Source organism: Pseudomonas sp. NFACC08-1, from assembly GCF_900106735.1.
In the GTDB taxonomy this organism is placed as follows: Bacteria; Pseudomonadota; Gammaproteobacteria; order Pseudomonadales; family Pseudomonadaceae; genus Aquipseudomonas; species Aquipseudomonas fluorescens_Q.
Genome location: NZ_FNNL01000029.1, coordinates 1 through 15,598, shown reverse-complemented (window position 1 = coordinate 15,598; position 15,598 = coordinate 1). Strand labels below are relative to the sequence as shown.

General features: G+C 56.2%; 12 protein-coding genes, 1 tRNA gene and 1 pseudogene. All 14 read right to left on the bottom strand.

The window, feature by feature from the left end:
- A partial coding sequence (locus tag BLU76_RS30235) for a GTP-binding protein (protein ID WP_256326681.1) occupies positions 1–143 on the bottom strand: 143 nt, incomplete at its 3' end.
- Positions 144–174: 31 nt separating this feature from the next.
- Positions 175–2,280, bottom strand: coding sequence for an elongation factor G (gene fusA, locus BLU76_RS30230; protein ID WP_063324139.1), 2,106 nt, complete (start codon positions 2,278–2,280; stop codon positions 175–177).
- A gap of 30 nt (positions 2,281–2,310) precedes the next feature.
- The gene (gene rpsG, locus BLU76_RS30225; protein ID WP_003186074.1) at positions 2,311–2,781 is read right to left on the bottom strand and encodes a 30S ribosomal protein S7; all 471 of its coding nucleotides are present in this window, start codon (positions 2,779–2,781) and stop codon (positions 2,311–2,313) included.
- A 102-nt stretch (positions 2,782–2,883) separates the two neighbouring features.
- Entirely contained in the window at positions 2,884–3,255 is a 372-nt protein-coding gene (rpsL, locus tag BLU76_RS30220; protein ID WP_003186084.1) for a 30S ribosomal protein S12, read from the bottom strand.
- Between the two features lie 216 nt (positions 3,256–3,471).
- Positions 3,472–7,671 carry a DNA-directed RNA polymerase subunit beta' gene (rpoC, locus tag BLU76_RS30215; protein ID WP_047230482.1) on the bottom strand — a complete coding sequence of 1,400 codons (4,200 nt, stop codon included), beginning with the start codon at positions 7,669–7,671 and terminating at the stop codon, positions 3,472–3,474.
- 64 nt (positions 7,672–7,735) lie between these two features.
- Entirely contained in the window at positions 7,736–11,809 is a 4,074-nt protein-coding gene (rpoB, locus tag BLU76_RS30210; RefSeq protein WP_013694338.1) for a DNA-directed RNA polymerase subunit beta, read from the bottom strand.
- 220 nt (positions 11,810–12,029) lie between these two features.
- A complete protein-coding gene (rplL, locus tag BLU76_RS30205; protein WP_007970414.1) occupies positions 12,030–12,395 on the bottom strand; it encodes a 50S ribosomal protein L7/L12 in 366 nt (121 codons plus the stop codon).
- A 78-nt stretch (positions 12,396–12,473) separates the two neighbouring features.
- Entirely contained in the window at positions 12,474–12,974 is a 501-nt protein-coding gene (rplJ, locus tag BLU76_RS30200; protein ID WP_003206099.1) for a 50S ribosomal protein L10, read from the bottom strand.
- 199 nt (positions 12,975–13,173) lie between these two features.
- Positions 13,174–13,869 (bottom strand): 50S ribosomal protein L1, encoded by a 696-nt coding sequence (rplA, locus tag BLU76_RS30195; protein WP_003186095.1) that lies wholly within the window; start codon positions 13,867–13,869, stop codon positions 13,174–13,176.
- Positions 13,869–14,300, bottom strand: coding sequence for a 50S ribosomal protein L11 (gene rplK / locus BLU76_RS30190; protein ID WP_003176435.1), 432 nt, complete (start codon positions 14,298–14,300; stop codon positions 13,869–13,871). The genes rplA and rplK overlap by 1 nt, the downstream gene beginning before the upstream one ends.
- 117 nt (positions 14,301–14,417) lie before the next feature.
- Positions 14,418–14,951, bottom strand: coding sequence for a transcription termination/antitermination protein NusG (gene nusG / locus BLU76_RS30185; protein WP_003186097.1), 534 nt, complete (start codon positions 14,949–14,951; stop codon positions 14,418–14,420).
- Positions 14,952–14,960: 9 nt separating this feature from the next.
- Complete coding sequence (gene secE, locus BLU76_RS30180; protein ID WP_003206102.1) at positions 14,961–15,329, bottom strand: preprotein translocase subunit SecE; 369 nt, start codon at positions 15,327–15,329, stop codon at positions 14,961–14,963.
- 45 nt (positions 15,330–15,374) lie between these two features.
- Positions 15,375–15,450, bottom strand: a tRNA-Trp gene (locus BLU76_RS30175).
- Between the two features lie 53 nt (positions 15,451–15,503).
- Positions 15,504–15,598: pseudogene (locus BLU76_RS30170) on the bottom strand (elongation factor Tu); the annotation flags it as partial.

Sequence of the window (15,598 nt, the reverse complement as noted above, 5' to 3'; positions counted from 1 at the left end):
TCGAAGTCAACCTTGGCCGAACCGAAAACTTCGGAGCAGACACGGGTCAGAGCAGCGGTCAGCGTGGTTTTACCGTGGTCAACGTGACCGATGGTGCCAACGTTGACGTGCGGTTTGTTCCGTTCAAATTTTTCTTTAGCCACGACAATTAACTCCTAGCTTAAAGGGGCTGAATCAGCCTTGCTTTTTGGTAACAGTCTCGACGATATGCGACGGAGCTGTATTGTATTTTTTGAATTCCATAGAGTAGCTTGCGCGACCCTGAGACATGGAACGAACGTCGGTCGCGTAACCGAACATCTCACCCAACGGGACCTCAGCACGAATCACTTTGCCGGAAACCGTATCTTCCATACCCAGAATCATGCCACGACGACGGTTAAGGTCGCCCATGACATCACCCATGTAGTCTTCAGGCGTAACGACTTCCACCGCCATGATCGGCTCAAGCAACTCACCACCACCCTTCTGGGCCAGCTGCTTGGTTGCCATGGAGGCAGCCACCTTAAACGCCATCTCGTTGGAGTCGACGTCATGGTAAGAACCATCGAACACAGTCGCCTTCAGGCCGATCAGCGGATAGCCGGCGACAACGCCGTTCTTCATCTGCTCTTCGATACCCTTCTGGATCGCCGGGATGTATTCCTTAGGAACCACACCACCTACGACTTCGTTCAGGAATTGCAGACCTTCCTGACCTTCGTCAGCCGGTGCAAAACGAATCCAGCAGTGACCGAACTGGCCACGACCGCCGGACTGGCGAACGAACTTGCCTTCGATTTCACAGCTCTTCGTGATGCGCTCACGATAGGAAACCTGAGGCTTACCGATGTTGGCTTCGACGTTGAACTCACGGCGCATCCGGTCAACCAGGATGTCCAGGTGCAACTCGCCCATGCCGGAGATGATCGTTTGACCAGTCTCTTCATCAGTCTTGACGCGGAAAGACGGGTCTTCCTGAGCAAGCTTGCCCAGAGCGATACCCATTTTTTCCTGGTCGTCCTTGGTCTTAGGCTCAACGGCAACCGAAATAACCGGCTCCGGGAAGTCCATGCGAACCAGGATGATTGGCTTGTCAGCGTTGCACAAAGTTTCACCGGTGGTGACGTCCTTCATGCCGATCAAGGCCGCGATGTCGCCAGCGCGCACTTCCTTGATTTCTTCGCGGGCGTTTGCGTGCATCTGCACCATACGACCCACACGCTCTTTCTTGCCTTTTACCGAGTTGATCACGCCGTCGCCGGAGGCCAACACGCCCGAGTAAACTCGAACAAAGGTCAAGGTACCCACGAATGGGTCGGTAGCGATCTTGAACGCCAAAGCCGCGAACGGCTCGTCATCACTTGCGTGACGCTCCATTTCCTCTTCCTCGTTATCCGGGTTGGAACCCTTGATAGCAGGAATGTCGGTTGGAGCAGGCAGGAAGTCGATAACGGCGTCGAGAACCAGGGGAACACCCTTGTTCTTGAAGGAAGAACCGCAAACAGCCAGAACGATCTCACCAGCGATAGTACGCTGACGCAGAGCGGCCTTGATTTCCTCGTTGGTGAGCTCTTCACCTTCGAGGTACTTGTTCATCAGCTCTTCGCTGGCTTCGGCCGCAGCCTCGACCATGTTGCTGCGCCATTGCTCGGCTTCTTCCAACAACTCGGCAGGAATTTCCTTGCGAACAGGGACCATGCCCTTGTCGGAGTCATTCCAGTAAACCGCTTGCATGTTGATCAGGTCGATCTGGCCCTGGAAGTTGTCTTCCGAACCAATAGCCAACTGGATAGGCACCGGAGTGTGACCCAGACGCTGCTTGATCTGAGCGATCACGCGCAGGAAGTTGGCACCAGCACGGTCCATCTTGTTTACGTAAACAAGACGTGGAACGCCGTATTTGTTGGCTTGACGCCATACGGTTTCCGACTGAGGCTCAACACCCGAAGTACCACAGAACACAACGACAGCGCCGTCGAGTACACGCAGGGAACGTTCAACTTCGATGGTGAAGTCTACGTGGCCCGGGGTATCGATAACGTTGAAGCGGTGCTCGTGCGCGTACTGCTTCTCGGAACCTTTCCAGAAGGCGGTGATAGCAGCAGAAGTAATGGTAATACCACGCTCCTGCTCCTGCACCATCCAGTCTGTGGTCGCGGCGCCGTCATGCACCTCGCCCATTTTGTGACTCTTGCCGGTGTAAAAAAGGACGCGCTCGGTGGTGGTGGTTTTACCAGCATCCACGTGAGCAACGATACCGATGTTACGGTAGCGGTTAATCGGTGTAGTACGAGCCATAAAGCCCTCGCAAATTGAGTGACGCTAAAATTAGAAGCGGTAGTGCGAGAAAGCCTTGTTGGCTTCAGCCATACGGTGCACGTCTTCACGCTTCTTAACTGCAGCACCTTTACCTTCAGCAGCGTCCAACAGTTCACCAGCCAAACGCAGAGCCATGGACTTCTCGCCGCGCTTGCGGGCGAAGTCTACCAGCCAGCGCATTGCCAGGGCGTTACGACGGGACGGACGAACTTCGACCGGAACCTGGTAAGTAGCACCGCCTACACGGCGCGACTTCACTTCGACCAGCGGAGCGATGGCGTCGAGAGCTTTCTCGAAGATTTCCAGGGGATCGCTGTTCTTGCGTTCCTTAACTTTGTCCAGTGCGCCATAAACGATACGCTCGGCAACGGCTTTCTTGCCGCTTTCCATTACGTGGTTCATGAACTTGGCGAGAATCTGGCTTCCGTATTTCGGATCGTCCAGAATCTCACGTTTGGCTGCTACGCGACGTCTTGGCATTGATAAGCCCTCAAACGGTCTTCAGGTTAGCCCGGGACAGCGGATGCGTGCCCGACCTTACTCTTATCGACTCAATAAAATTAAAAACTGCTAAACGGCCGATTATTTCGGACGCTTGGTACCGTACTTCGAACGACCTTGGTTACGACCTTTAACGCCGGAAGTATCCAAAGAGCCGCGAACGGTGTGGTAACGAACACCTGGCAAGTCTTTTACACGACCGCCGCGGATCAGGACCACGCTGTGTTCTTGCAGGTTGTGGCCTTCACCGCCGATGTACGAGGAAACCTCGAAACCGTTGGTCAGACGCACACGGCATACTTTACGCAGTGCCGAGTTAGGTTTTTTCGGCGTGGTGGTATACACACGAGTGCATACGCCACGACGTTGCGGGCAGTTCTGCAGCGCAGGCACGTCGGATTTCTCGACGATACGCTTACGCGGCTGACGTACCAGCTGGTTGATAGTTGCCATCTACTAGCTCCACTGTTGTCTTGCGACGCTATTGTCTTACAAGAAAAGCAAAATGGCAGGAACGAATTCCCGCCAAATTTAGGGGATCAAGAGTCTAAAGAGGATCTTGTCCCCAGTCAAGGCAAGGCCCCGACCTCCCCGCCCGCCGGATCTCGACAATTTGTCTCGATCCGCCGAACGGGGCGACCAGGGCCAGGCACTCAATTACCGCAGAACTCAGTTACCACTCGAGTTCAGTGCTTCGGTCAGTGCAGCTTCCACTTCACTGGCGCTTACGCGCAGCGGCTTGTCAGCATCACGGCGACGCTTGCGTTCGCTGTGATAGGCCAAACCGGTACCGGCCGGGATCAGACGACCCACGACCACGTTTTCTTTCAGGCCGCGCAGGTAATCGCGCTTGCCGGTTACCGCCGCTTCGGTCAGTACGCGGGTGGTTTCCTGGAAGGAAGCCGCCGAGATGAACGATTCGGTGGACAACGACGCCTTGGTGATACCCAGCAGCACGCGAGTGAACTTGGAGACAAACTTGTCTTCGGTCGCCAGGCGCTCGTTTTCCACCAGTACGTGAGTCAGTTCCATCTGGTCGCCCTTGATGAAACTCGAGTCGCCGGATTCAGCGATCTCGACCTTACGCAGCATCTGACGCAGGATGGTCTCGATGTGCTTGTCGTTGATCTTCACGCCTTGCAGACGGTAAACGTCCTGGATCTCGTTCACGATGTACTTGGCGAGCGCACTCACACCCAGCAGACGCAGGATGTCGTGTGGATCGCTCGGACCGTCCGAGATAACTTCGCCGCGGTTTACCTGTTCGCCCTCGAAGACGTTCAGGTGACGCCACTTCGGAATCAGCTCTTCGTACGGATCGCTACCGTCGTTCGGTGTAATGACCAGGCGACGCTTGCCCTTGGTCTCTTTACCGAACGCGATGGTGCCGCTGACTTCAGCCAGAATCGAGGCTTCTTTCGGACGACGAGCTTCGAACAAGTCGGCAACACGCGGCAGACCACCGGTGATGTCGCGGGTCTTCGAAGTTTCCTGCGGAATACGAGCGATAACATCACCGATCGCGATCCGCGCACCGTCCGCAACACCGACCAGGGCGTTGGCTGGCAGGAAGTACTGAGCGATTACGTCAGTGCCTGGCAGCAACAGATCCTTGCCGTTGTCGTCGACCATCTTCACAGCAGGACGGATGTCCTTGCCGGCAGCTGGACGATCTTTCGCATCGAGTACTTCAATGTTGGTCATACCGGTCAATTCGTCGGTCTGACGCTTGATCGTGATGCCTTCTTCCATGCCCACGTAGGTCACGGTACCTTTCATTTCGGTAACGATCGGGTGAGTGTGCGGGTCCCACTTGGCCACGATGGCACCAGCGTCGACCTTGTCGCCTTCCTTCACCGAAATCACAGCACCGTACGGCAGCTTGTAGCGCTCGCGCTCGCGACCGAAGTCGTCAGCGATGGCCAGCTCACCGGAACGGGACACAGCAACCAGGTGACCATCCACTCGCTCAACGTGCTTCAGGTTGTGCAGACGGACGGTACCGCCATTCTTCACCTGAACGCTGTCGGCCGCGGAGGTCCGGCTTGCCGCACCACCGATGTGGAACGTACGCATCGTCAGCTGGGTACCCGGCTCACCGATGGACTGGGCAGCGATAACGCCGACCGCTTCACCGATGTTCACCTGGTGACCACGTGCCAGGTCGCGACCGTAGCACTTGGCGCAGATGCCATAGCGCGTTTCGCAGCTGATCGGCGAACGTACGATCACTTCGTCGATGCTGTTGAGTTCGATGAACTCGACCCACTTCTCGTCAACCAGGGTGCCCGCAGGAACGATCACGTCCTCGGTACCCGGCTTGAATACGTCACGGGCGATGACACGACCCAATACGCGCTCACCCAACGGCTCTACAACGTCACCGCCTTCAATGTGCGGAGTCATTACCAGGCCATGTTCGGTGCCGCAATCGATCTCGGTCACGACCAGATCCTGGGCAACGTCTACCAGACGACGAGTCAGGTAACCGGAGTTCGCCGTTTTCAAGGCGGTATCCGCAAGACCCTTACGAGCACCGTGAGTGGAGATGAAGTACTGGAGTACGCTCAGGCCTTCACGGAAGTTCGCGGTAATCGGGGTCTCGATGATGGAGCCGTCCGGCTTGGCCATCAGGCCACGCATACCGGCGAGCTGACGGATCTGCGCAGCAGAACCCCGTGCGCCCGAGTCGGCCATCATGTACATCGAGTTGAAGGATTCCTGGTCGACTTCGTTGCCATGACGGTCGATGACTTTCTCTTTCGAGAGGTTGGCCATCATCGCCTTGGAGACTTCGTCGTTCGCCTTGGACCAGAGGTCGATCACCTTGTTGTACTTCTCGCCCTGGGTTACCAGGCCGGAGGCGTATTGGCTTTCGATCTCTTTCACTTCTTCGGTAGCAGCGCCGATGATGCGGGCTTTTTCATCCGGGATAACGAAGTCGTTAACACCGATGGAAACGCCGGAAATGGTCGAGTAGGCAAAACCGGTGTACATCAACTGGTCAGCGAAGATGACGGTCTCTTTCAGACCAACCACGCGGTAGCACTGGTTGATCAGCTTGGAGATCGCCTTTTTCTTCATCGGCAGGTTGACGACGTCGAAGGACAGACCTTTTGGCACAACCTGGAACAACAGCGCACGGCCGACGGTGGTGTCGACGATACGGGTGTTGGTCACGCTGCCGCCATCACGATCGTTCACGGTTTCGTTGATCCGCACTTTGACCTTGGCATGCAGTGCGGCTTCGCCGGCACGGAACACACGGTCAACTTCCTGCAGATCGGCGAACACACGACCTTCGCCCTTGGCGTTGATCGCTTCACGCGTCATGTAGTACAGACCCAATACAACGTCCTGCGACGGAACGATGATTGGCTCACCGTTGGCTGGCGACAGGATGTTGTTGGTCGACATCATCAACGCACGCGCTTCCAGCTGGGCTTCCAGTGTCAGCGGTACGTGCACGGCCATCTGGTCGCCGTCGAAGTCGGCGTTGTACGCAGCACAGACCAGCGGGTGCAGCTGGATAGCCTTACCTTCGATCAGTACCGGTTCAAACGCCTGGATACCCAGACGGTGAAGGGTCGGTGCACGGTTGAGCAGAACCGGGTGTTCGCGAATCACTTCAGCGAGAACGTCCCAGACCTCTGGCAGCTCGCGCTCGACCATCTTCTTGGCCGCTTTGATGGTGGTCGCAAGACCACGCATTTCCAGCTTGCCGAAAATGAACGGTTTGAACAGCTCCAAGGCCATTTTCTTAGGCAGACCGCACTGGTGCAGACGCAGGGTCGGGCCAACGGTAATTACCGAACGACCGGAGTAGTCAACACGCTTACCGAGCAAGTTCTGACGGAAACGACCCTGCTTACCCTTGATCATGTCAGCCAGGGATTTCAGAGGACGCTTGTTGGAACCGGTGATAGCGCGGCCACGACGACCGTTGTCGAGCAGTGCGTCGACCGCTTCCTGCAACATACGCTTTTCGTTGCGCACGATGATGTCCGGAGCGGACAGATCAAGCAGGCGCTTCAAGCGGTTGTTACGGTTGATCACTCGACGATACAGGTCGTTGAGGTCGGAAGTCGCGAAACGACCGCCATCGAGCGGAACCAGTGGACGCAGGTCTGGCGGCAGAACCGGCAGAACGGTCAGCACCATCCACTCTGGCAGGTTGCCGGAACCCTGGAAGGCTTCCATCAACTTCAGACGCTTGGACAGCTTCTTGATCTTGGTTTCGGAGTTGGTTTGCGGAATTTCTTCGCGCAGACGGCCAATCTCGTGCTCCAGGTCGATAGCGTGCAGCAGTTCGCGGACAGCTTCGGCACCCATGCGGGCATCGAAATCGTCGCCGAACTCTTCCAGTGCTTCGAAGTACTGTTCGTCGTTGAGCAACTGACCTTTTTCAAGGGTGGTCATGCCTGGATCGATAACGACATAGCTCTCGAAGTAGAGAACGCGTTCGATATCACGCAGGGTCATGTCCATCAGCAGGCCGATACGGGACGGCAGCGATTTCAGGAACCAGATGTGGGCAACCGGCGAGGCCAGTTCGATGTGCGCCATGCGCTCACGACGAACTTTTGCCAGCGCGACTTCAACGCCGCACTTCTCGCAGATCACACCACGGTGCTTCAAGCGCTTGTACTTACCGCACAGGCACTCGTAATCCTTGACCGGGCCAAAGATCTTGGCGCAGAACAGGCCGTCACGTTCGGGTTTGAACGTACGGTAGTTGATGGTTTCCGGCTTTTTAACTTCACCGAACGACCACGAACGGATCATCTCAGGCGATGCCAATCCAATACGGATGGCGTCGAACTCTTCGACTTGACCCTGGTTTTTCAGCAAATTCAGTAGGTCTTTCAAGGCCTTTCCTCCTGGCGGAGCAGAGAGCGGGCAAGACAGCCCCGCTCTCGATTCGCGTCACGTGTTATTCGGTTTCCAGATCGATATCGATGCCGAGGGAACGAATTTCCTTGATCAACACGTTGAAAGACTCGGGCATGCCCGGCTCCATACGGTGATCGCCGTCCACGATGTTTTTGTACATCTTGGTCCGGCCGTTCACATCGTCCGACTTCACTGTGAGCATTTCTTGCAGAGTGTATGCAGCACCGTACGCTTCCAGTGCCCAGACCTCCATCTCCCCGAAACGCTGACCACCGAACTGCGCCTTACCACCCAGCGGCTGCTGGGTAACCAGGCTGTAAGAACCGGTAGAACGAGCGTGCATCTTGTCGTCTACCAAGTGGTTCAGCTTCAGCATGTACATGTAGCCAACGGTAACCGGGCGCTCGAACTTGTTGCCGGTACGGCCGTCGAACAGCTGCATCTGGCCGCTTTCTGGCAGGTCAGCCAGTTTCAGCATGGCCTTGATTTCGCTTTCCTTGGCACCGTCGAACACCGGAGTAGCCATTGGAACGCCGCCGCGCAGGTTCTTCGCCAGATCCAGGATTTCCTGGTCGGAGAAGGTGTCCAGCTCTTCGTTGCGACCGCCGATCTCGTTGTAGATCTCGTGCAGGAACTTACGCAGGTCAGCGACCTTGCGCTGCTCTTCGATCATACGGTTGATCTTCTCGCCCAAGCCCTTGGCCGCGAGGCCCAGGTGGGTTTCAAGGATCTGACCAACGTTCATACGCGAAGGTACGCCCAACGGGTTGAGGACCACATCGACCGGGGTGCCATTGGCATCGTGCGGCATGTCTTCAACCGGCATGATCACGGAGACCACACCTTTGTTACCGTGACGACCGGCCATCTTGTCGCCCGGCTGGATGCGACGACGGATTGCCAGGTAAACCTTGACGATTTTCAGCACGCCTGGAGCCAGGTCATCGCCCTGCTGCAGTTTGCGCTTCTTGTCTTCGAACTTGTCGTCCAGCAGACGGCGGCGATCAACGATATAGGCCTGGGCCTTCTCGAGCTGCTCGTTCAGAGCATCTTCAGCCATGCGCAGTTTGAACCACTGGCCATGCTCAAGACCGTCGAGAACTTCGTCGGTGATTTCCTGACCTTTCTTCAGGCCGGCGCCGCCTTCGGCTTTGTGGCCGACCAGAGCGGAGCGCAGACGCTCGAAAGTTGCGCCTTCGACGATACGGAACTCTTCGTTCAGGTCCTTGCGGATCTCGTCGAGTTGAGTCTTCTCGATCGACAGTGCACGAGCATCACGCTCAACGCCGTCGCGAGTGAAGACTTGTACGTCGATGACCGTACCCTTGGTGCCAGTAGGCACACGCAGGGAGGTGTCTTTAACGTCGCTGGCTTTTTCACCGAAGATGGCACGCAGCAGTTTTTCTTCCGGGGTCAGCTGGGTCTCGCCTTTCGGAGTGACCTTGCCCACCAGGATGTCGCCTGCGCCTACTTCAGCACCCACATAAACGATACCGGCTTCGTCCAGCTTGTTCAGTGCAGCTTCACCCACGTTCGGGATGTCCGCAGTGATTTCCTCTGGGCCAAGCTTGGTGTCACGGGCCACACAGGTCAGTTCCTGGATGTGGATCGTGGTGAAGCGGTCTTCCTGAACCACACGCTCGGACAGGCAGATGGAGTCTTCGAAGTTGAAGCCGTTCCATGCCATGAACGCGATGCGCATGTTCTGACCCAACGCCAGTTCACCCATATCGGTGGACGGACCGTCGGCCATGATGTCGCTGCGCTGAACCCGATCACCCTTGCTCACCAGCGGACGCTGGTTGATGCAGGTGTTCTGGTTGGAGCGGGTGTATTTGGTCAGGTTGTAGATGTCGACACCGGCTTCGCCAGTTTCAACTTCGTCATCGGCAACACGAACCACGATACGGCTGGCGTCGACGGAGTCGATTACGCCACCACGACGAGCCACGACGCAAACGCCGGAGTCACGGGCAACGTTACGCTCCATACCGGTACCTACCAGCGGCTTGTCGGCACGCAGGGTTGGTACAGCTTGACGCTGCATGTTCGAACCCATCAACGCACGGTTGGCGTCGTCGTGCTCGAGGAACGGGATCAACGACGCTGCAACCGAAACTACTTGCTTCGGCGATACGTCCATCAAGGTGACGTCTTCCGGCGCCTTGACGGTGAACTCGTTCAAGTGACGAACAGCTACCAGCTCGTCGACCAAGACCTTCTTGTCGTTCATCGTGGCCGAAGCCTGAGCGATCACGTGATCAGCTTCTTCGATGGCGGACAGGAACACGATCTCGTCCGTAACCAGGGCGTCTTTCACCACACGGTACGGGCTCTCGAGGAAGCCATACTGGTTGGTGCGCGCATAGGCAGCCAGGGAGTTGATCAGACCGATGTTCGGACCTTCCGGCGTTTCGATCGGGCATACACGACCGTAGTGCGTCGGGTGTACGTCACGAACTTCGAAGCCGGCACGCTCACGGGTCAGACCGCCCGGGCCGAGTGCGGAGACACGACGCTTGTGGGTGATCTCGGACAGCGGGTTGTTCTGGTCCATGAACTGGGACAGCTGGCTCGAACCGAAGAACTCCTTCACCGCCGCAGCCACAGGCTTGGCGTTGATCAGGTCTTGCGGCATCAGGCCTTCGCTTTCAGCCATCGACAGACGTTCCTTGACCGCACGCTCTACGCGCACCAGGCCAACACGGAACTGGTTCTCGGCCATTTCGCCTACGCAGCGAACACGACGGTTACCCAGGTGGTCGATGTCATCGACGATGCCCTTGCCGTTACGGATATCGACCAGGGTCTTGAGGACAGCAACGATGTCGTCCTTGTTCAGTACACCCGAACCTTCGATTTCGGTACGACCGATACGACGGTTGAACTTCATCCGGCCGACCGCAGACAGGTCATAGCGCTCAGGGCTGAAGAACAGGTTGTTGAACAGGGTCTCGGCGGCATCCTTGGTTGGTGGCTCGCCAGGACGCATCATGCGATAGATTTCGACCAGGGCTTCCAGCTGGTTGCCGGTGGAGTCGATCTTCAGCGTGTCGGAGATGAACGGACCGCAGTCGATGTCGTTGGTGTACAGCGTCTCGATGCGAACGACCTGGGCCTTGGCGATTTTTGCCAGGATCTCGGTGTTCAGCTCGGTGTTGCACTCTGCCAGGATTTCGCCGGTGGCCGGATGCACGATGACCTTGGCCGTGGTGCGCCCCAGGACGTAGTCCAGAGGTACCTGCAGCTCTTTGATCCCGGCTTTTTCCAACTGGTTGATGTGGCGAGCGGTGATACGACGACCCTGCTCGACAATAACCTTGCCTTTGTCATCCTGGATATCGAGGACAGCGATTTCACCGCGCAGGCGCTGAGGCACCAGTTCCAGGCTGAGGTTTTCACCTTGCACATGGAAAACGTTGGTGGTGTAGAACGCGTCCAGCACTTCTTCGGTGGTATAGCCGAGCGCGCGCAGCAGTACCGATGCAGGCAGCTTGCGACGACGGTCGATACGCACGAATACGCAGTCTTTCGGGTCGAACTCGAAGTCCAACCACGAACCGCGGTAAGGAATGATGCGCGCGGAGTAAAGCAGTTTGCCGGAGCTGTGCGTCTTGCCACGGTCGTGGTCGAAGAACACGCCCGGAGAACGGTGCAGCTGGGAAACGATTACACGCTCGGTACCGTTGATTACGAAGGTACCGTTCTCAGTCATCAGGGGGATTTCACCCATGTAGACTTCTTGCTCTTTGATGTCCTTGATCGCTTTGTTCGACGATTCTTTGTCGAAAATGATCAGGCGCACTTTTACCCGCAAAGGTACGGCGTAAGTAACACCGCGCAATACGCATTCTTTGACATCAAATGCCGGTTCGCCCAGGCGATAACCGACGTACTCCAGCGCAGCATTGCCGGAGTAGCTGATGATCGGGAAAACGGATTTGAAGGCCGCATGCAGGCCCACGTCGCGGAACTGATCTTTAGTCGCTCCCGCTTGCAAGAATTCACGATACGAATCCAGCTGGATGGCCAGGAGGTACGGCACATCCATGACGTCCGGCAACTTGCTAAAGTCCTTGCGGATACGTTTTTTCTCAGTATATGAGTAAGCCATCAGCGTTCCCCAGCTTGGTCACCTGCTTGTTTGGCCCCTCCCGACGGGAGCAGCCAGAAAATCGTGCAAACCCCATGGTTTGCGCCACCACATAGGGTGGTTACAGCTCGCTATCGGCACCGACCCAGTCGGCTGCCAATAACGGAAAAAGGCCGGTGGCAAGAGCCACCAGCCATCAGCCTGTCGCTTAACGCTCGGGCTGGAGACGCAAAGTCGATGCTTACTTCAGCTCGACTTTAGCGCCTGCTTCTTCCAGAGCGGCCTTGGCTTTGTCAGCTGCGTCTTTGGCAACAGCTTCCAGAACCATGGCAGGAGCGCCGTCAACTACAGCCTTGGCTTCTTTCAGGCCCAGACCGGTCAGTTCACGTACTGCCTTGATCACGTTTACTTTCTTCTCGCCAGCTTCGGTCAGCATGACGTTGAATTCGGTTTGCTCTTCAGCAACGGCAGCAGCAACAGCTGGACCAGCGGAAGCAGCAGCAGCGGTAACACCGAATTTTTCTTCGAAAGCTTTGATCAGCTCAACAACTTCCATTACGGACATGTTGCCAACGGCTTCGAGGATATCGTTTTGAGAGATAGACATGACTCTAAATTCCTGGATTGGGGGACGGCCTACGCGACCATCGAAATAAACAAAAAACGCGAAAAGGAGTGTCGAGCCTTAGGCTGCGGCAGCTTCTTTCTGGTCGCGCAGTGCCGCCAGAGTACGAGCCAACTTGCTGGTTGCGCCTTGAATCACGCTCATCAGCTGAGAAATTGCTTCGTCACGGGTCGGCAGAGTTGCCAGTACGTCGATCTGGTTAGCTGCGAGGAACTTGCCCTCGAACGCAGCTGCCTTAATCTCGAACTTGTCCTGACCTTTGGCGAATTCCTTGAACAAACGGGCAGCAGCGCCAGGATGTTGGGTGGAGAACGCGATCAAGGTCGGGCCGGTGAACACGTCGTTGAGGACACTGTATTCAGTGTCAGCAACAGCGCGCTTGAGCAGGGTGTTACGTACAACACGTACATAAACGCCAGCTTCACGAGCCTCTTTACGGAGTCCGGTCATAGCGCCTACTGTTACGCCACGGGCATCAGCCACGACAGCGGACAGAGCAGCTTTGGCAGCCTCGTTGACTTCAGCGACGATGGCCTTCTTGTCTTCGAGTTTAATTGCCACGGGTTTAACTCCTGCTTGTTACCGTTTCATCCGGTCGAAACCGAATGTCGTTTTGGTGTCTGATTCGGTAAGGAACCGGGAGCACCATCTGCGTAGGCTTGTGGTTTAAGACTTGCGTCGCCTACGGTCTTGGACAGCCCCCGCCAGGCAGGGACCCCAATTTTTTTGATTGGCGCAATTACTTGCACCAATCCGAGTCTTACGCGTCGAGCGAGCTCTGATCGATAACCAGACCTGGGCCCATAGTGGTGCTCAGGGTAACGCGCTTGACGTAGATACCTTTCGAAGAAGCTGGCTTGATACGCTTCAGATCAGCGATCAGGGCTTCAACGTTTTCCTTCAGCTTGACGGCATCGAAGCCGATCTTGCCAACGGAAGTGTGGATGATGCCGTTTTTGTCGGTGCGATAACGAACCTGACCAGCCTTGGCGTTTTTAACCGCAGTGGCTACGTCTGGCGTTACGGTGCCGACTTTAGGGTTAGGCATCAGACCACGTGGACCGAGGATCTGACCCAACTGACCTACAACGCGCATGGCATCCGGGGATGCGATCACTACGTCATAGTTCAGGTCGCCGCCCTTCATTTCAGCAGCCAGATCGTCCATGCCTACGCGATCAGCACCAGCAGCCAGAGCAGCTTCAGCTGCTGGGCCCTGGGTGAAGACAGCTACACGAACGGTCTTGCCAGTGCCGTGTGGCAGCACGGTAGCGCTACGAACGACCTGGTCGGATTTACGTGGGTCAACGCCCAGGTTCACAGCAACGTCGAACGACTCGCTGAACTTGACAGTCGACAGCTCAGCCAGCAGAGCGGCGGCGTCTACAAAGTTGTAGGCCTTGCCTGCTTCGATTTTGCCGGCGATAGCCTTTTGACGCTTGGTCAGCTTAGCCATTACACACCCTCCACGTTAAGGCCCATGCTACGAGCAGAACCGGCGATAGTACGCACGGCTGCATCCATATCAGCTGCAGTCAGATCCGCGTTTTTGGTTTTCGCGATTTCTTCCAGCTGAGCACGGGTAACGGTGCCAACCTTAACGGTGTTTGGACGAGCGGAACCGCTGGTCAAACCTGCAGCCTTCTTCAGCAGAACCGAAGCTGGGGTGCTTTTTGTTTCGAAAGTGAAGCTACGGTCGCTGTAGACAGTGATGATCACTGGAGTCGGCAGACCTGGCTCAAGACCCTGAGTACGGGCGTTGAAGGCCTTGCAGAATTCCATGATGTTCACGCCGTGCTGACCCAGGGCAGGACCAACAGGTGGGCTTGGGTTAGCCTGAGCGGCCTTCACTTGCAGCTTGATGTAAGCGGTAATTTTCTTGGCCATGAGGCACTCCAATTACGGGTTCGAACGCCTCGAAAGGCTCCCCGGTTACTTGCGCGTTTATCCCAGTGACGACAAAACCCCACAGCCTTGGGCTGCGGGGTTGGGATGCCTGTTCAATCAGACCTTTTCGACCTGGCTGAACTCTAGCTCTACCGGAGTAGAGCGACCGAAAATGAGCACTGCCACTTGGATCCGGCTCTTTTCGTAGTTAACTTCTTCAACCGTGCCGTTAAAATCAGCGAATGGACCGTCGGTGACGCGTACAACCTCACCCGGCTCAAACAGTGTCTTCGGCTTCGGCTTGTCGCTACCATCAGCGACGCGACGCAGAATCGCTTCTGCCTCTTTATCCGTGATCGGCGCAGGCTTGTCGGCGGTACCGCCAATAAAGCCCATCACCCGAGGGGTATCCTTGACCAAGTGCCAAGTCCCTTCGTTCATATCCATCTGCACCAGCACGTAGCCCGGAAAGAACTTACGTTCACTTTTGCGCTTCTGGCCATTACGCATCTCAACCACTTCTTCAGTGGGGACCAGAATCTCGCCGAAGCCATCTTCCATGCCAGCCAGCTTTACGCGCTCTACCAGCGAGCGCATGACATGCTTCTCGTAACCCGAGTAAGCATGCACAACGTACCAACGCTTAGCCACGGGACACCCTTAGCCAACAATCAAGGAAACAAGCCAGCCGAGCAGGGAATCGAGCCCCCACAACAGCAACGCCATTACCAGAACAACAGCCACAACGATCAACGTGGTCTGCGTGGTTTCTTGGCGAGTCGGCCATACGACTTTACGAATCTCGGTGCGAGCTTCCTTAGCGAGTACAAAGAAAGACTTGCCCTTGGCTGTCTGCAGGCCTACAAAGGCAGCAACAGCAGCAATGGCGAGCAATGCAAGTACGCGGTACAGGATCGGCGAAGCAGAATAATACTGATTGCCAACAACGCCAATAACCACCAAAGCGACTACCACTAGCCACTTGAGCAGATCGAAGCGAGAGCCTTGAGCTTCAGCTTTAGGAGTCATCTATGAAGATCCTGTGAAAAGAAAGCCAGACACACCGAGTGAATCTGGCAGGTCAGGAGGGAATCGAACCCCCAACCTACGGTTTTGGAGACCGTCGCTCTGCCAATTGAGCTACTGACCTAAAACAAAATCAGGCCGACCATTATGCCGGCCCGAAAAAGACATTACAACTGTTTACTCGATGACTTTGGCTACGACGCCAGCGCCGACGGTACGACCGCCTTCACGGATAGCGAAACGCAGACCGTCTTCCATCGCGATGGTCTTGA